The following is a 16,175-nucleotide window of genomic DNA, read 5'->3' as shown; positions in this document are numbered from 1 at the left end:
GCCCAGCGAGTGGCCGGTCAGCGATTTGGTCGAGCTCATCGCCGGCGTGCTGTCGCCGAACACTTCGCGAATCGCCTTGAGCTCGGCCACGTCGCCCACCGGCGTCGAAGTGCCGTGGGTGTTGACGTAGTCGACCTTGCCGTCGAGACCCGCGAGCGCCTGACGCATGCAGCGCGCCGCCCCTTCGCCGGAGGGGGCCACCATGTCATGACCGTCGGAAGTGGCGCCGTAGCCGGTGATCTCGGCATAGATCCTGGCACCGCGAGCCTTGGCATGTTCGAGTTCTTCCACCACCAGCATCCCGCCGCCGCCGGCAATGATGAAGCCGTCGCGATCCACGTCGTAAGGGCGCGAGGCCTTTTCCGGCGTGTCGTTGTAGTGAGTGGTCAGTGCGCCCATGGCATCGAACAGACACGACAGCGTCCAGTGCTCCTCCTCGCCGCCACCGGCGAAGACCACGTCCTGCTTGCCGAGCTGGATCTGCTCGACGGCACTGCCGATGCAGTGAGCCGAAGTGGCGCAGGCGGAAGAGATGGAGTAGTTGACACCCTTGATCTTGAACGGCGTTGCCAGACACGCCGAGACCGTGCTCCCCATGGTTCGGGTCACCCGGTAAGGCCCGACGCGGCGCAGACCTTTTTCACGCATCACATCGGCGGCTTCGACCTGATTGGCGCTGGACGCGCCGCCCGAACCTGCAATCAGTCCGGTACGCGGATTGGAGATATCGCTGGCTTCGAGCCCGGCATCCTCGATCGCCTGCTGCATGGCGATGTAGGCGTAGGCCGCCGCATCGCCCATGAAGCGAAGCTGCTTGCGATCGACCAGCGATTCGATATCGATATCGACGGCACCGGCCACGTGGCTGCGAAAGCCGAGTTCGGCATATTCCGGCTTGAAGCGAATGCCGGAGCGCCCCTGGCGCAGAGCATCGAGCACCTGCCGGGCATCATTGCCCAGGCAGGAAACAATACCCAGGCCGGTGACTACCACTCGTTTCATGGAAGCCTCCCGCTCAGAATTTCTCAGTATTGGTAAATAGACCGACGCGCAAGTCCTTGGCCTCGTAGATATCCTGGCCATCTACCGACAGCGTGCCGTCGGCGATACCCAGTACCAGGCGTCGAGTGATCACGCGCTTGATCTCGATATGATACGAAACCTGGCCGGCGCTGGGCAGGATCTGTCCGGAGAACTTGACCTCGCCACACCCCAGGGCGCGGCCTCGGCCGGGGTTACCCAGCCAGCCAAGATGAAAGCCGACCAGCTGCCACATGGCATCCAGGCCGAGGCAGCCGGGCATGACCGGGTCACCGGGGAAGTGGCACTGGAAGAACCACAGGTCGGGATGGATATCCAGCTCGGCGATGATCTCGCCCTTGTGATACTTGCCGCCGTCCTCGTTGATCCGCGTGATGCGATCGAGCATCAGCATGTTGGGCGCGGGAAGCTGGGCGTTTCCGGGGCCGAACAGTTCCCCCCGGCTGCATTTCAGCAGATCGTCTTGGCTGAAAGAGTGCTGTCTGGTCACTGGATGGTTCCGAGAATCGAAAAAGAGTTTGCCTTGTCGTCTCCAAGGCGCGGCCAGTCTAATGGCTGCGAGCACTGAATGCACGTCGGCCAAAGCCTAGTCGTGTGCGATCTGCCGCGCAATGATCCGCGCGACGCTTGCTCTGGCGAATACCGGCGGGGCATGATGCAAAAAGGGAACGGGGTCTTTGCAACGGCCGCCAGGCAAATGATAACGACGATAAAAGACGATCTATGTGGCCTTTCTTTACGCTGAATCGACCGCTGGTCTGGTTGGCGCTGGCGGCACTCGCTGGCGCTAGCGTGCTGCCGTTGCTGAGCTTGCGACTGGCGGCGCTGGTGGTCATCGCCATTGGCATGGTCGATGGCTGGCGCCAGATCCGGCTCGAGCATCAGCGGCGTCGCCTCGGCGAGCAGGCCCTCGAACTGTCCCAGGATGGCGTGATGATCACCAACGCCGCCAATCGAATCGTGATCGTCAATCCCGCCTTTACCCAGATCACCGGCTATACGCTCGAGGAGATCCGCGGCCTCGATCCTTCCGCCCTCTCTTCAGGTCGTCACGACAAGGCGTTCTACGATCGCTACTGGCAGACCCTGAAAACCACCGGGCGCTGGGAAGGCGAGATCTGGAACGAGCGCAAGCACGGTGATCAGTATCCCCAGTGGCTGCGGGTTCAGGCGTGTCATGACCACAAGGGACGGGTATCCCATTATGTCGGCCTGTTCACCGATATCACCCGGCACAAGTCACGGGAGCAGGATCTGCGTCGTATCGGTTTCGAGGATCCGCTCACCGGGCTGCCCAATCGGCGGCGGCTGCATGATCTGCTGGCGTCGCGTTTGCGTCATCTGCGTGCCGGCGAGGGACTGGACCTGGCGCTGATCGATATCGATGCGTTCAAGACGGTCAACGACAGTCTCGGTGTCGATAGTGGAGACCGGCTACTGGCACGTTTCGGTCAGCGCCTGGCCGCCCAGGTGGCTGGCGGTATCGTCGGGCGGCTGGGCGGCGACGAATTCATGGTCATTCGCACCACGACGTTCGACGATCATGACAAGTGGATCGCCACTCTGCGCCAGCATCTCAGCGAACCGTTCGAGATCGACGAGAGTTCGTTGCATCTGGGATTGACCATCGGCAGCTGTCGGGCGCCGGAAGACGGGGCCGATCCCAACGTGCTGTTCCAGCGGCTCGAATCCGCGCTCTACAGCGCCAAACGTCACGGTCGCAACCACGATCGACGTTTTCGCCCCTCGCTGGAAGTCGAAGGCGACCGCCAACTGACCATTCTCAACGAACTGCGCCAGGCTCTGGCTCAGGGCTCCCAGCTGGAACTCTACTATCAGACCCAGCATCGTCTCGACGACGGCGAAATGGTCGGCATGGAGGCGCTGCTGCGCTGGCATCATCCCGACCATGGTCTGATCCTGCCCAGCGAGTTCATTCCGCTGGCGGAGCGCCACGGATTGATGCCGGTTCTGGGAAACTGGGTCATCGACCAGGCCGTGGCGCAGCTCGCGACCTGGCGGGGACAGGGTCTCGACGTGCTGCCCGTCTGGGTCAACCTCTCGGCGCTGCAGCTGATCCAGGGCGACCTGGAGTCGCATCTGATCTCGACCTTGAAGCAGTATCGGGTGCCGGCTCGACTGCTCGGCCTGGAACTGACCGAATCGGTACTGCTCGACGAGCGCGCCGGCGACATTTCGCGGCGGCTGGAGGCGCTGCGGCGGGAAGGGCTGCAGATCGCGATCGATGATTTCGGTACCGGCTATTCCTCGATGGCCTATCTCAAGCGACTGCCGGTCGACAAGCTGAAGCTCGATCGTGAGTTCATCCGCGCCCTACCGCACGACCATGCCGATGCGGCGATCACCTCGGCGGTGCTGGCGATGGCCCATGGTCTGAATCTGGATGTGATCGCTGAGGGCGTGGAGACCGCCGAGCAGCGGGATTTCCTGCTGGCCAGAGGATGCCGCCACGTACAGGGCTATCTCTATGCCCGACCCCAGCCAGCCGGGGAAGTGGAAAATCGGCTGCGACAGGCCGTGGCAAACGTCTATTCCTGATTCTGCCCGCCGGGCTGCGACTGGGGGGAACCGCCCAGGCGCCACGCGACTCCACTGCAGATGATGGCCCAGACCATGGCTTCGACAGCGATGGCCCAAGGCTGGATATTGACACCGGCGAGCGCCGCGCCGGAAAGATAGCTCATCGGCCCGCCGATAATGCCGCAGGCCACCGCCAGGGCGCGGTGTGACCAAAGCCAAGCCAGACAGTGATGCAGCGTCGTGGCGAATAGTGGCCACAGCGCCCAGAGCCAGAATGGGGAGCCGTGTTCGATCTCGATCCCTCCTGCGATCATCAGCCCGCCATCGACGATGACGCCGGTCATTGCGAATCCAAGCCACCACCGCCACTCGCCGGCTCGGGCGAGCCAATGCCAGTGTGCCCAAAGAATCAGCGGCATGACGACGCTGGCCCATCCGGAACCGCCCAGTACACACGCGAACCAGCCCCCTTGAAACATCAGAGCATTGGCGATTAGTGCCAGGCGGCTGTTGGATGGCGGCATGATTCGCGAGCGCTAAACGCCGCCGGTCAAAGGGGCGCGTCGGGCCTCCGGTTTGGCCAGCAGCAGGTGGCAGGTGCCGATCGCCCGTTCCAGGAACGCCCCCTCGCAGTAGCATAGGTAGTAGCGCCACATGCGGATGAAACGCTCGTCGTAACCCAGCTCGCGTACCTGCTCGAGACTCGCCTCGAAGCGCAATCGCCACTCGTGCAACGTACGCGCGTAGTGGAGGCCGATCTCGTCGAGATCGATCAGATTGAGCTGAGTATGACGACTCAGCCCCGAGAGCAGTGCGGTGTGAGAAGGCAGAAAGCCGCCGGGAAAGATGTGGCGCTTGATGAAATCCATTTCGCGCTTGGCCGCCTCGAAGCGCTGGTCGCGAATGGTGATGCACTGCAGTAGCGCCAGGCCGTCGGGGGTCAGCAGGCGGTCGATACAGCTCAGGTAAGTGCCCAGATACTGGTGGCCGACCGCTTCGACCATCTCGACCGAGACGAGCCGATCGAAGCGGCCTTCGAGGTCCCGGTAGTCGTCCTTGAGCAGCGTGATGCGGTCCTGGAGCCCGGCTTCTCGCACGCGGGCCGCGGTGTAGGCGTGCTGTTCTTCGGAGATGGTCGTGGTGGTGACGCGACAACCCCGAGTCCTCGCCGCATGAATCGCCAGCCCTCCCCAGCCGGTGCCGATCTCCAGCAAGTGGTGATGCGGTTCCAGCGCGAGCTTGTCGAGAATGATATCGAGCTTGTGTGTCGACGCCTCCTCCAGCGTGGCCTCGGCGTGGGGAAACACCGCGCTCGAATACATCCAGTGCTGGCGATCCAGAAACGTGGCAAACAGTTCGTTGCCCAGATCGTAGTGCGCGGCGATGTGGCGTTTCGAACGCCGCGCTGTGTTGCGCTGTAGCGTATAGAGGGCGGCCAGCGCCCAGCGACTGAAGCGGGCGGTGCCGTTCTCCATCCGATCGTTGACCCGTTCGACGTTGCGCGCGAACAGGCGAATCAGCCCGACCAGATCGTCGACTTCCCAGGCTCCGTCCATGTACGCCTCGGCGACGCCCACGGTGCCGTCGAAAGCGAAGCGGCGCCAGACATCGGCATCGTGGATGGTGACCTCGACGTGGATCGGTGGCGTATTCGGCGTCGGCTGTCCCAGCTCGAGAACCTCGTCCCCTTCGCGCAATGTCAGATGGCCGCCTTGCAGCGCATCGAGCGCCTTGAGCAGGCGTGGGCGCAACCAGCGCGACAGTCGCGGGGCTTCCGGGGTGCGGTCGGCGGTGGAAGAGCGGGCGGTGGTCATGACGAAGGCGTCTCCCGTCCGGGGTGATCGTGAATCGGCGTGCGCTTGAGCCATAGCCTGAGCGCTTGCCAGTGGATGGTGATGAGGGTCTTGAGCGTCATGCCGGGATGCTTGATCAACTCTGCCACCAGGGCGGTGCGGGTCGCCGGCTTCAGCGTCAGTGTCAGCGTGGCGTCGAAGTGGCGCGCTTCTTCGTGCCACGTCTCCATGTGCATCATCAGGCGCCCGTTCGACTTGGCGGAATGCGACGAGGGGGAATGCGACGACGGGCAATGCGATGAGGCGGAGCGCGGCGTATTGAAACGCCAGTAATAACGCATCTCCATCGGGTTGAAGGGCGAAACATGCAGGCGCTTGTCGAACTCGGCCCGGTGCGAATGACGCTCGGGATCGACCCGGCAGGCGTAGACCTGGCGCTCGCGCCATGGGGTATTGGTGACCTCGGCAAGGACGGCCCGCAGCCTGCCGTGCGCGTCGTAGGCGTAATACAGCGTCAACGGGTTGAACAGCACGCCGAACAGGCGGATCTGGCTCAGCATGCGAACCGGGCCGGTCGGCGCGCTACCCAGCTCCGTCGTCAGACGGGCGCGGACGGCATCGGCCAGCGGCAGCTCGTGGGGCGCCAGATAATCCTCGCGGCGAAAGCGTGCCGGTGCCCCGCGACGGGTGCCGAACCCCGGGGTCCGGGCCAGTAGCGCCGGCAGCTCATCGAGATCGAGCCACAGCATCCACACGCGGTAATCGAAAGCGTGCCAGCGAGGCAGAAAACGGCGGTGACGCAAACGCCCCACGGCGAGCCGGCTGTGAAAGCAGGGGTCGCTCATGCCGGTTCGACCTGATGCCCGGCCGGAGCCGCTGATTGGGTCGAAGATGGCTGCGCAGGGCTCCCATCGATCGCTTCGACCACGCGCAGCGCACTCCAGACGCCATCTTCGTGAAATCCGTTGCGCCAGTAGGCACCGCAGAAATGCGTGCGCCGGGACGCGCTGGAAATATCGCCATGGCGAGCCTGCGCCTGCTGCGCCTCGAAGGTGAACTGGGGGTGTGCATATTCGAACCGGCCCAGCACCCGAGCGGGATCGATGCTGGCATCATCGTTGAGCGTTACACAGAAGGTGGTGTCGCTTTTCAGTTGCTGGAGGATGTTCATGTTGTAGGTGACGGGCACGCAGGCCTCGGCATCACGGCCGTCGAGACGATAGTTCCAGCTGGCCCACGCGCGCCGCCGTCGGGGAAGCATGCCGGTGTCGGTGTGCAGCACGACACGGTTGCGACGGTAACCGATGGCGCTCAGGACCGCCCGCTCGGTATCGCTGGCCTGGGCACCGAGAATACGCAGGGCCTGATCGCTGTGGCAGGCCAACACCACCTGATCGAAGCGCCGTTCGCCGACAGCGGTTGCGAGCGTCACGCCTTCGTCGTCGCGGTGCAGAGCCGTCACCGGCGTATCGAGATGTACATGTTCGCGGTAGGGCGCGACGAGGGGATCGATGTACGCCCGGGATCCCCCCTTTATCGTGCGCCATTGCGGGCGATCGTTCAGCGACAGCAGGCCGTGATGATGAAAGAAGCGCACGAAGAACCGAGCCGGAAAGTCGCGCATGCCCGCCTCGCTGGCGGACCAGATCGCGCCACCCATGGGCAGAAGGTAACGGCGATGGAAATCTTCGCCGTAGCCGCCGCTGGCCAGATAGTCGCCCAGCGACAGCGACGCGGGCAGGCTGCCGGACCGATGGTCGCGAGTTGCGCGCCGGTTGAAGCGAACGATGTCGCTGAGCAGGCGATGGAAGCGCGGGCGTAGCAGGTTGCGGCGCTGGGCGAACAGACTGGTCAGCGTGTGGCCATTGTATTCGAAGTCGCGACCGGTCTCGTGAACCGAAAAGCTCATCTCGGTGTCCTGGCCGGCCACCCCCAGCGAGGCCATCAGATTCTCGAAATGCGGATAGGTGCGATCGTTGTAGACGATGAATCCGGTGTCGATCGACTGCCGTTCCGCACCCGTGTCGACATCGATCGTTGCGGTATGGCCGCCCAGGCGTGAGTCGGCCTCGAACAGTGTGACCTGGTGCCGACGGGAGAGATAGTGCGCGGCGGTCATGCCGGCGATGCCGCCGCCGATCACGGCAATCCGCTGGGCGGGGGGCGTCATGACGATGCTCCGGCGCGATTCCGGTTGGCGACCCGCAGGCCGAGACGGAGGCGAAGCGTCGGCGGAAGAATCCCCAGTGCCTTGATCAGGAAGGTGAAACGTTTCGGGAAGTGAATGTCGAGCCGGCGTCGCTCGAGACCGTCGATGATGTAGTCGGCAGCCTGGTCGGCATCGATCTGCATCGGCATCGAGAAATCGTTGCGCGCCGTCAGCGGCGTCTTGACGAAACCCGGATGAATCACGCTGACATCGATCGCCTCCGCCGCGAGATCGAGCCGCAGCGACTCCAGAAAATGCGAGATGGCGGCCTTGGAAGCGCCGTAAGCCTCTGCACGTGGCAAGGGCAGATAGGCGGCCGCGCTCGATACGCCGGCCAACAACGGACGACGATCTCCGCCTTTCGCCTGGCGCAGCAGCGGCAGCGCTGCCTCGATGGCGTGGAGCGTTCCCCGGAAATTGGTCGAGAACACCCGTTCGACCAGCTCGACATCAAACTGGCGAACATCCAGATATTCGCAGGTGCCGGCGTTGAGCAGGGCGATGTCGAGACCGCCAAAGGCGTTGTCGATGGCGTTGCCGGCGCGGCGCGTGGCGTCGCGATCGGTGAGATCGGCCGGTACCACCAGCGCGTTGTCGTGGCCGGAGGCCAGCGCTTGTAGCGCCTCTTCTCCGCGTGCGGTCAATGCCACCCGGTGACCTTCGGCCAGCAGACGTTTGGCCAGCGCCTCACCGATTCCCGACGTCGCACCCGTCAGCCAGATGCGCCGGGTTCCCGATAGACTCGCCATGACCCTTCCTCGTTTGCTTGAAAATCCCGATCCGCTAGCGCTGGTGACCACTACAGGCGCTTCTTGACGCCCCTGACCATCCAGCCCATCACCGGCAAATGTTCGTACAGCATCGCTCCGACATCGAAATAATCCCGATGACGGCAGACGCGTTGCCCCCGCCACTGCAGATGAGAACAGCCGGCCACGGTAACGTTACGTCCGTTACGCAACCTTGGATGCGCCAGTTGCATGGTCCAGGTCAGAAAACTGGTGTCATCGACCGATTGGCGCGTATGAAAATCGAAATGACAATGTTGCACGCCCTCCATCAGCTTGGCGTAGTAGGCCATGAGATCATCACGGCCGACATGGTGATGAAGAGGATCGGTGAAATCGACGTCGTCGCTGTAGCACTCCGCCAGTGCCGGCAGGCCATCGGCCGTCAACGGCTGGAACAGGGCGCAGAAGTGCGTGACGGACTCGGTACTCGGAGTTTCGGGCGTGATCACCATGACCTCCTGGGTCGTCGCCGATGACGATGGCAAGGGAGCTTGTCAGCTCAGGTTCTTGAATGCCTCGAGGGCCCGCTCTCTGGCGCGTCGATGATCGACGATCGGAGCCGGATAACCTGTTTGATGGCGCTGTTCCGGACTGGGTTGATGGCGATGCTTGGCCGGCAGATCGGCCAGCTCCGGCAGCCAGCGGGCGATGAATCGAGCGTCCGGGTCGAAACGCTGGGATTGGGTGGTCGGATTGAAGATCCGGAAGTAGGGAGCCGCATCGGTGCCGGTCGACGCCGCCCACTGCCAGCCGCCGTTGTTGGAGGCGAAATCCCCGTCGACCAGCTGCTGCATGAAGAAGGATTCGCCGCGCCGCCAGTCGAGGAGCAGGTGCTTGCTCAGGAACATGGCCGTCACCATCCGCAGGCGGTTGTGCATCCAGCCGGTGGCGACCAGCTGGCGCATGGCGGCATCGACGAGCGGATAGCCGGTGCGCCCCTCGCACCAGGCCTCGAAATCCTTGTCACTGTAGCGCCAGTTCAGCTTCTCGGTCTCGAGCTTGAACGGGCGGCGCCGACAGACCCGGGGAAAACCCACCGCGATGTGCTGATAGAACTCGCGCCAGACCAGTTCGTTGGTCCAGCTTGCCAGGCCGGCATCACCATCGGCGAGATGACCGCCATTGTTGGCCATCACCGCTTGCAGGCACTGGCGGTACGAGATCATCCCGGCCGAGAGATAGGCGGAAAGCTCGCTGGTGCCGGCAACGGCGGGAAAGTCGCGGTCGTTGTCGTAACGGCGGGCACGCTGCTTCAGAAAATGGGATAACCGGTCGGCGGCGGCTTCCTGACCTGCTGGCCAGGGCTCGTCCTCGACGCGGGAGGATGACGTAGAGACAATGTCAGAGCGATCCGGTTCGGGAAGCTCGGGAATCGGGTCGCTGGCGATATCCAGCCGAGTCTGACGTCGGGGGGTATCACGCAATGCCAGCTGATCGGCATCGATACGCTGATGCCACGCTTTGGCAAAGGGAGTGAAAACCTTGTAGTACTCATCCTGCCCCGTCAGCAGCTCGCCCGGTTCGAAAGCGATGTGGTCGGCGTAGCTGAATGACGATATCCCAGCCTGCTCGAAGGCGTCGGCGACTTTCTCGTCGCGCACGCGCTCATCCAGCGGGTACTCGCGGTTGAAGTGCAGCGCTTCGGCATCGCAGCGTCGGGCAGCATCGAGTAGTGCCTTCGGAGCCGCGGCGAAATCGTGGATATCCGCATAGAGCAGGGGAATGTCGAGCGCGGCCAACTCTTTCTGCAGAGCGACGACCCCACGATGCAGAAACGAGATCTTGTTGGCGCCATGGTCGTGGCTGCGCCACTGACGCCTGCAGGCGAGATGGATGCCGACGACCGGACCTTTGGCGGCCGCTGCGCTCAACGCGGAATGATCGAGCGTTCTCAGGTCGTTGCGAAACCAGACCAGTTGCACGGAGGACATGGGCACATCCCTTGCCGGTAAGTGAGCGACGCGTCCCTGCGTCGCGTGGTGTTCATCGCGCTAATCCGCAACCGGTTGCCGATCGGTTGTCTCGACCAATGGTGCGAACGCCGGGTCCCGTCTCTGCAGACCGGATTCAGCCGTCGGCATCGAGCATCGCGCGCAATCGGCTCAATGCCTGGCTCATGTCCTCACCCAGCACGGCGACAGCGGTGTTCTCGAAATCGCCGACGCGAATGCGGGCAATGGGGCCGACTAGGCATACCGGCGCCCTGGACTGTTCGGCAAGGCGGGGAAGCTGGCGGCGAATGACGTCGCTACGCTCGGCATGGCCACTGGCGAGCAGCAGCGCCGTGACGCCGAGTCGTTCGGCGGCCAGTGGAAACTCGCTCAATGGCAGCTCGCCATCCATCAAATGTACCCGGTAGCCGGCGGCCGAAGCGGCCAGTCCCATCAGCATCGCCCAGAAGCCACTGCTGTCTTCCGGCAGCCGAGCGACCAGCACCTCACCGGCGTTGCTCAACTGATTGGCATGGTAGATGCGAGTCCCGATACGGGTGCGCAGAAACGATTCCAGCAGTCGTCGTTGAAGCGTCGCGCCGAACTGGTCGCCCCAGCGCTCTTCCAACTGCGAAATGACCGGCTGCCAGAGCTCGGCGATGCAGAGACTGACCGGATACAGCGCCAGACTCTGGTTGAACAGCACTTCCAGTCGCCCGGAGTCGAAAGCCTCCACTGCCTGAATCAGATGCTGGCGCTGGCTGGCCCAGTCGCCCATCTGCGGCGCAGGCGTCTCGACGGTTTCCGGCTGATCGATGAGTTCGCGCACCTGGCTTACCGGAACGCCCCGGTTGAGCCACTGCAGGATGCGCTCGACGCGTTCGATATCGTCACGGCCGTAGAGGCGGTGACCTTTCGGCGTGCGCTGGGGGCGAATCAGGCCGTAGCGGCGCTCCCAGGCACGCAGTGTGACGGAATTGACTCCAGTGAGTCGCGATACTTCACGAATCGGATAGAGCGGCGCGGCACTGGAATCCATGGCCTTGTAAGTCATGCAAATCCTCCTGCGAGGTCTCTGCGTGCGCCGTCTCGTCGAATGAGATGGTTCATGTCAATGTTGCGAGTCATCGCTGCGTGTGGCGGAGTGGCTGGGGCATCGGTCGCGCGTTCGTCTATCGCAGCCGGCAGTGTTACGACTTGAAGGTATGTTACGTCGTGAAATAGTGCCTTCATGATTTGCCGACGTCAGGTAGATCCAGCAACGGTCGCCACGGAGTCGATGACTTCGACGAGTCGTGACGAGACGAATGCTACCGTCTCGATTACCCAAGGATGGGTGAATATGTTGTACGGTTCAAGCGCTTTGTACAATCTTCATGCAATGCAACAGCGCCAGTTATCGGTCCTGTGCCCGCAATTCGACGATATCCGCGAGGGCACGACCAAGGCCGGATGCTGCCGACCGAATTCAGCGGTGGCAGGATGAGCGGATGGTGTCGGGCAGTCTCTTCGAGCTGGCCCGCCAGCCTTTCCGCCGTTGCCGCCCCGACGCGAGAAACAGTGGCAGTATCTCGATCCGGGTAACGCCCCGCGCGGCGAGCCCGGCCACGCCGGTTTCCAGCGGCGGTCCGATCAACGCCATGAGGGCGGCGGGCTTGTCGACCCGTGGCTGCCGCTACGCTCCAGCATCTCGAGGGGGCACGCCAGCGACATCGCTCTGACCATGGGTCAACAGGACCATGGCGGGCTGTGGCATGCTGCCTCCTGTCAGGTCACGCGAGATGCGCCCGTGTCGTGGGTTCGGATCGTCGCCTGGCCATCCGGCGGTGAACGGCACAGAGAACGCCGAGCGGCCACGCGACGGCCTGCTAGACTCAACGAATTGTACAATATTGGTATGACCGCATTGGTATAACTGGGAGCATCCATCATGCGTTTATTGGTCACGGGCGGTACGGGCTTCGTCGGGCGTCGACTGATCGAGCGGGCCCTGGCGGCGGGTCATGAGGTCATGGTGATCTCTCGTGATCCGGAACGCGCACGCCAGCAGCTGCCGCAGAGCGTGCGCATCGGTGACGATGCCACGGATTTCGTGTCGTCCCTCCCGGACGCCATCGTCAATCTCGCTGGCGAACCGATCGCCGACCGACGCTGGAGCGATCCTCAGAAGACCCGACTGGTCGAATCACGCCGCCACGCCACGCGCGATGTCGTGGCGCTCTGTGAACAGCTGGCGCAGCGGGGCCAGGCGCCGCGAGTGCTCGTCTCCGGTTCGGCCATGGGCTATTACGGCGATCAGGGCGAGCGCGACGTGACAGAGGAAACGCCACCGCACGACGAGTTCGCCCATCGGCTGTGTCAGGCCTGGGAAACGGAGGCGCTCAAGGCCGAGGCGTTTGGGGTGAGGGTGGCGTGCCTGCGTACCGGCCTGGTGCTGGATGCGGGAGGGGGAACGCTGGCCAAGATGATGCCGGCATTCAAGCTGGGGCTTGGCGGACGGCTGGGGGACGGGCGTCAGTACATGCCCTGGATCCACCGGGAGGATCTGATTGGCGCGATCGAGTTTCTGCTCGAGGAGGCGACCCTCAGCGGCGCCTTCAATGGCTCGGCGCCCAACCCGGTGACCAACGCCGAATTCACCCGCGCCATGGGGCGTCATCTGCATCGCCCGGCGGTGTTGTGCGTTCCCGCACCCGTGCTGAAACTCGGACTGGGCGAGATGTCCCGTCTGCTCTTGACCGGCGCCTGCATGCGTCCCAGACGCCTGCAGGAAGCCGGTTTCACCTTCCGCTACCCGACGCTGGACGAGGCACTGGCCGCCATCGTCTCGCGATGAGTGCTCTCGCGCCCCCGTGCCCGCGCGCGGAGGCAATGGAAACCGCGGCGATGGAGGCCGTCTAGCGGGCATCCTTGTCGACGGTGACGATCACCCGGACTGCGTCGAGGCGCAGCGAGGCGCCTTCGATGGCGACGTCGAGCGCCTGGCGTTCGTCGTTGAGCGCCTGAAGTTCGTCGTCCCGGATGGCGCCATTGTGCCGTGCCAGGGCTCTGAGTCGCGACAGTTCCAGGTCGAGTGCCTCCCGCATCTCCTGTTGCGCGCGTTCGATCAACGTCGGCAGCTCCCGCTGGGCCTCCTGCTCGCCCTTTTTCAGCAGTTCGCGCAACGTGTCATGGCGCGATTTCAGCAACTCCCGCGCAACGCCTTTCTTGACCCGTTGCAGATTGCGCGAGAGGCCGCTGAAGGTGACCTTGTCGGACAGATTGGCGCCACTCTCGTCGAGCAGTACCCGGACGCCTGTATCCGGCAGGAAGCGCCCCAGCTGCAGCCGCCTGGGCGCCGGGCAGTGGGTGCGAAAGATCAGCTCGAGCATCAACCGGCCGCCGGGGATGTTGGGATGCTTGAGCAGCGCAAGCGCGGTGTTGCCGAGACTCGAGTCGAGAATACGCTCCATCACGGTGGTCACCAGCGGATGCTCCCAGGAGAGGCGCTGAATGTCGTCACGCGCCAGCGCTCGGGTGCGCGAGTAGGTCACGGTAAACCCCTCGTCACCCTGAGCCAGCCCCGGCAGGCTGTCGATCATGTGCGAACCGGGGGTGAGGTGCATCTGACCGTTGCCAAGATCCCGGCTATCGACGCCGAAGACGTCCAGCGCCTGATCGACGTAGCGGGGTAACGCGCTGTCGTTATCCTGCTCCACCACTGCGTTGATCACCGCGTCGGCGCGCTCTGGGCGACAGGCGTTCCATTCCAGCAGGCGATTGCGGCCCGCTTCGCGCTCGGCCAGGCGGGCATCGTTGAAGGTGCGGGTCTCCTCGATCAGGGAATCCAGGCTCCCGTTTCCATCAAGACCGTCGTCATCAAGACTTTCGCGCAGCGCATCGCCGAACGCTTCGAGCACGTCGCCACCCGCGGCGTGCGGCGCTTCGAAGGCGGCCAGGCCGTCGTGATACCAGCGCAGCAGCGTGGCGCTGGGACTGCGCTCGATCACCGGCACGTGGATATCGATGGGGTGCAGCTGGCCGATACGATCGAGCCGGCCGATACGCTGTTCGAGCAGGTCGGGATGCCAGGGCAGATCGAACATCACCAGATGGTGGCAGAACTGGAAGTTGCGTCCTTCGGAGCCGATTTCTGAGCAGATCAGCACTTGGCAGCCGCTGTCGTCGTCAGCAAAGGCGGCGGCGGCGCGATCACGCTCGACCAGGCTCATCTCCTCGTGGAAGACCGGGGCCTGTATGCCGGCACGCACCCGTAGGGCCTCGGCCAGATCCACGGCGGTTTGACGCCAGTGGGCGATCACCAGCACCTTCTGGCGACTGCCCAGGGTGTCGAGCTGGCCGATCAGCCATTCCACGCGGGGATCGAATCGCCACCACGGCGTGTCGCTCTGTACGGCGGCATCATGAAGTGCGCGATAGGTCGCCTCGGGATAGAGGCGCGCGTCGCGGGTGCCCAGATCGGCGGCCGTGAGGCGGGCGGCAAAATGGTCGTTGCCCTGGCGCAACTCGTCGAACTGGTCGGCGTACACCGCCGGCATCGCCAGCGACGCGACATGCAGATGGCGCTCGGGGAAGCCGCCGACATGCCGCCGGCTGTTGCGAAACATGACCCGGCCGGTGCCGTGACGATCCAGCAACTGCTCGCGCAGTTGGCGCCGGACGCTGTCCTGCTGTGCAGCATCGCTCTCGGCATCCAGCAGCGTCTCGAGCAGCGCGCGGCTGTCGCTGTCATCGAGTATGGCGCCGAGCCGGTCATGATCGGCGGCTTCTCCCGGCAGCCGTTCGAGAGCCTCGACCGCTTCCGCCACGGCGGTGTAGCCGCTCTCTTCTTCGCGGAAACGTTCGAGATCGTGATAGCGGTCGGGGTCGAGCAGACGCAGCCGGGCAAAGTGGCTTTCCAGCCCCATCTGTTCGGGCGTCGCCGTCAACAGCAACAGGCCCGCGATGCGCTTCGACAGTCGTTCGATGCAGGCGTAGCCAGGCCCTTCGGCCTGAGGCGACCAGTCGAGGTGGTGAGCCTCGTCGACGATCAGCAGATCCCACTGAGCGCTTTCGACCTGCCGCTGGCGCTGCGGATTGGCGAAGAGCCACTCCTGGCTGGCGAGAATGCACTGGCCGCTGTCGAATGGATTGTCTTCGTCGAACGCTTCGCTCTGGGCTTCGTCCAGCAGCGTGACCGAAAGCGAGAAGCGCCGCAGCAGTTCGATCAGCCACTGATGCGTCAGGCTGGCGGGCACCAGGATCAGCGCCCGGCTGGCACGCCCGGTCAACAGCAGACGATGCAGGATCAGCCCGGCTTCGATGGTCTTGCCCAGGCCGACCTCGTCGGCCAGCAGCACACGCGGGGCGTGGCGGCGGGAGACTTCATCGGCGATGTAGAGCTGGTGCGGGATTAGATCGATGCGCGGCCCCGCCAAGCCCAGTGCCGGACTGCGCGCGATGCGCTGATGATGGTGCAGCGAGCGGTAGCGCAGCTCGAACCGATCATTGCGGTCGACCTGACCGGTCAGCAGTCGATCCTGAGCCTGGTGGAAGCGCATGCTGTCGGAGAGCTTGGCTTCGCTGAGCGAGACGGACGCGGTGTCGTCGGTGTGGCCGTGATAGATCACGCAGCCGTCGCGTTCTTCGATGCGCTCGACGGTCAGTCGATCGCCGTCAGCGGTATCGATGCAGTCGCCGGGGCCGAAGACCACCCGCGTCAGCGGGGCCTGACGCGCGCTGTAGGTGCGGGTTTCCTGGCTGGCGGTGAACAGCACGGTAACGGCGCGCGCATCGACAGTGAGAATGGTGCCAAGCCCGAGCTCGGTTTCGCCGTCGCTGATCCAACGCTGGCCGGGAGAGAAGTCGCTCATGGTGCCTCGGTCGTGTG

Annotated in this window: 14 protein-coding genes; 2 read left to right on the top strand and 12 right to left on the bottom strand. The window is 64.0% G+C overall.

The window, feature by feature from the left end; all coding sequences use genetic code 11:
- Window positions 1-1,002, bottom strand: a 1,002-nt coding sequence (locus BTW07_RS11000; protein ID WP_075570226.1) for a beta-ketoacyl synthase N-terminal-like domain-containing protein, incomplete at its 3' end; no start/stop codon positions are given.
- A 13-nt stretch (window positions 1,003-1,015) separates the two neighbouring features.
- Window positions 1,016-1,531, bottom strand: coding sequence for a 3-hydroxyacyl-[acyl-carrier-protein] dehydratase FabA (gene fabA / locus BTW07_RS10995; RefSeq protein WP_075570225.1), 516 nt, complete (start codon window positions 1,529-1,531; stop codon window positions 1,016-1,018).
- Between the two features lie 233 nt (window positions 1,532-1,764).
- On the opposite strand from fabA, the gene BTW07_RS10990 reads away from it, so the two are divergent.
- Entirely contained in the window at window positions 1,765-3,600 is a 1,836-nt protein-coding gene (locus BTW07_RS10990; protein ID WP_075570224.1) for a putative bifunctional diguanylate cyclase/phosphodiesterase, read from the top strand.
- Here the strand turns inward: BTW07_RS10990 and BTW07_RS10985 are convergent.
- The 9 genes from BTW07_RS10985 to BTW07_RS19645 form a co-directional block, all read right to left on the bottom strand.
- A complete protein-coding gene (locus tag BTW07_RS10985) occupies window positions 3,591-4,106 on the bottom strand; it encodes a DUF2878 domain-containing protein (RefSeq protein WP_075570223.1) in 516 nt (171 codons plus the stop codon). The two genes, BTW07_RS10990 and BTW07_RS10985, sit on opposite strands and share 10 nt — an antisense overlap.
- Window positions 4,107-4,118: 12 nt before the next feature.
- Entirely contained in the window at window positions 4,119-5,396 is a 1,278-nt protein-coding gene (locus tag BTW07_RS10980; RefSeq protein ID WP_075570222.1) for an SAM-dependent methyltransferase, read from the bottom strand.
- Window positions 5,393-6,220: a DUF1365 domain-containing protein gene (locus tag BTW07_RS10975; protein WP_075570221.1), complete on the bottom strand. Its 828-nt coding sequence runs from the start codon at window positions 6,218-6,220 to the stop codon at window positions 5,393-5,395. Before BTW07_RS10975 ends, BTW07_RS10980 begins: the two co-directional genes overlap by 4 nt.
- Window positions 6,217-7,545 carry an NAD(P)/FAD-dependent oxidoreductase gene (locus BTW07_RS10970; protein ID WP_075570220.1) on the bottom strand — a complete coding sequence of 443 codons (1,329 nt, stop codon included), beginning with the start codon at window positions 7,543-7,545 and terminating at the stop codon, window positions 6,217-6,219. Before BTW07_RS10970 ends, BTW07_RS10975 begins: the two co-directional genes overlap by 4 nt.
- The gene (locus tag BTW07_RS10965; protein ID WP_075570219.1) at window positions 7,542-8,333 is read right to left on the bottom strand and encodes an SDR family NAD(P)-dependent oxidoreductase; all 792 of its coding nucleotides are present in this window, start codon (window positions 8,331-8,333) and stop codon (window positions 7,542-7,544) included. The genes BTW07_RS10970 and BTW07_RS10965 overlap by 4 nt, the downstream gene beginning before the upstream one ends.
- A gap of 50 nt (window positions 8,334-8,383) precedes the next feature.
- Entirely contained in the window at window positions 8,384-8,827 is a 444-nt protein-coding gene (locus BTW07_RS10960) for a nuclear transport factor 2 family protein (protein WP_075570218.1), read from the bottom strand.
- Window positions 8,828-8,869: 42 nt separating this feature from the next.
- A complete protein-coding gene (phrB, locus tag BTW07_RS10955; RefSeq protein ID WP_075570217.1) occupies window positions 8,870-10,306 on the bottom strand; it encodes a deoxyribodipyrimidine photo-lyase in 1,437 nt (478 codons plus the stop codon).
- A gap of 136 nt (window positions 10,307-10,442) precedes the next feature.
- Complete coding sequence (locus BTW07_RS10950) at window positions 10,443-11,360, bottom strand: MerR family transcriptional regulator (protein WP_075570216.1); 918 nt, start codon at window positions 11,358-11,360, stop codon at window positions 10,443-10,445.
- A 414-nt stretch (window positions 11,361-11,774) separates the two neighbouring features.
- Complete coding sequence (locus tag BTW07_RS19645; RefSeq protein WP_110643981.1) at window positions 11,775-11,948, bottom strand: CbiX/SirB N-terminal domain-containing protein; 174 nt, start codon at window positions 11,946-11,948, stop codon at window positions 11,775-11,777.
- Window positions 11,949-12,236: 288 nt separating this feature from the next.
- Between BTW07_RS19645 and BTW07_RS10945 the strand changes: the two genes are divergently transcribed.
- On the top strand, window positions 12,237-13,142 hold the full coding sequence (locus BTW07_RS10945; RefSeq protein ID WP_075570215.1) for a TIGR01777 family oxidoreductase: 906 nt from the start codon (window positions 12,237-12,239) through the stop codon (window positions 13,140-13,142).
- A gap of 61 nt (window positions 13,143-13,203) precedes the next feature.
- On the opposite strand, the gene rapA is transcribed toward BTW07_RS10945, so the two are convergent.
- Entirely contained in the window at window positions 13,204-16,158 is a 2,955-nt protein-coding gene (gene rapA, locus BTW07_RS10940; protein WP_075570214.1) for an RNA polymerase-associated protein RapA, read from the bottom strand.
- Between the last annotated feature and the right edge of the window lie 17 nt (window positions 16,159-16,175).

The organism is Salinicola socius (assembly GCF_001937195.1).
GTDB lineage: Bacteria > Pseudomonadota > Gammaproteobacteria > Pseudomonadales > Halomonadaceae > Salinicola > Salinicola socius.
The sequence above is the reverse complement of the archived record's forward strand: the minus strand, read 5'-3'. Positions and strand labels throughout refer to the sequence as shown.

Coding starts and splice junctions, on each gene's coding strand:
- BTW07_RS10990 (WP_075570224.1), top strand. CDS start 1,765: ATGTGGCCTTTCTTTACGCTGAATCGACCGCTGGTCTGGTTGGCGCTG.
- BTW07_RS10985 (WP_075570223.1), bottom strand. CDS start 4,106: ATGCCGCCATCCAACAGCCGCCTGGCACTAATCGCCAATGCTCTGATG.
- BTW07_RS10980 (WP_075570222.1), bottom strand. CDS start 5,396: ATGACCACCGCCCGCTCTTCCACCGCCGACCGCACCCCGGAAGCCCCG.
- BTW07_RS10975 (WP_075570221.1), bottom strand. CDS start 6,220: ATGAGCGACCCCTGCTTTCACAGCCGGCTCGCCGTGGGGCGTTTGCGT.
- BTW07_RS10970 (WP_075570220.1), bottom strand. CDS start 7,545: ATGACGCCCCCCGCCCAGCGGATTGCCGTGATCGGCGGCGGCATCGCC.
- BTW07_RS10965 (WP_075570219.1), bottom strand. CDS start 8,333: ATGGCGAGTCTATCGGGAACCCGGCGCATCTGGCTGACGGGTGCGACG.
- BTW07_RS10960 (WP_075570218.1), bottom strand. CDS start 8,827: ATGGTGATCACGCCCGAAACTCCGAGTACCGAGTCCGTCACGCACTTC.
- phrB (WP_075570217.1), bottom strand. CDS start 10,306: ATGTCCTCCGTGCAACTGGTCTGGTTTCGCAACGACCTGAGAACGCTC.
- BTW07_RS10950 (WP_075570216.1), bottom strand. CDS start 11,360: ATGACTTACAAGGCCATGGATTCCAGTGCCGCGCCGCTCTATCCGATT.
- BTW07_RS19645 (WP_110643981.1), bottom strand. CDS start 11,948: ATGGCGTTGATCGGACCGCCGCTGGAAACCGGCGTGGCCGGGCTCGCC.
- BTW07_RS10945 (WP_075570215.1), top strand. CDS start 12,237: ATGCGTTTATTGGTCACGGGCGGTACGGGCTTCGTCGGGCGTCGACTG.
- rapA (WP_075570214.1), bottom strand. CDS start 16,158: ATGAGCGACTTCTCTCCCGGCCAGCGTTGGATCAGCGACGGCGAAACC.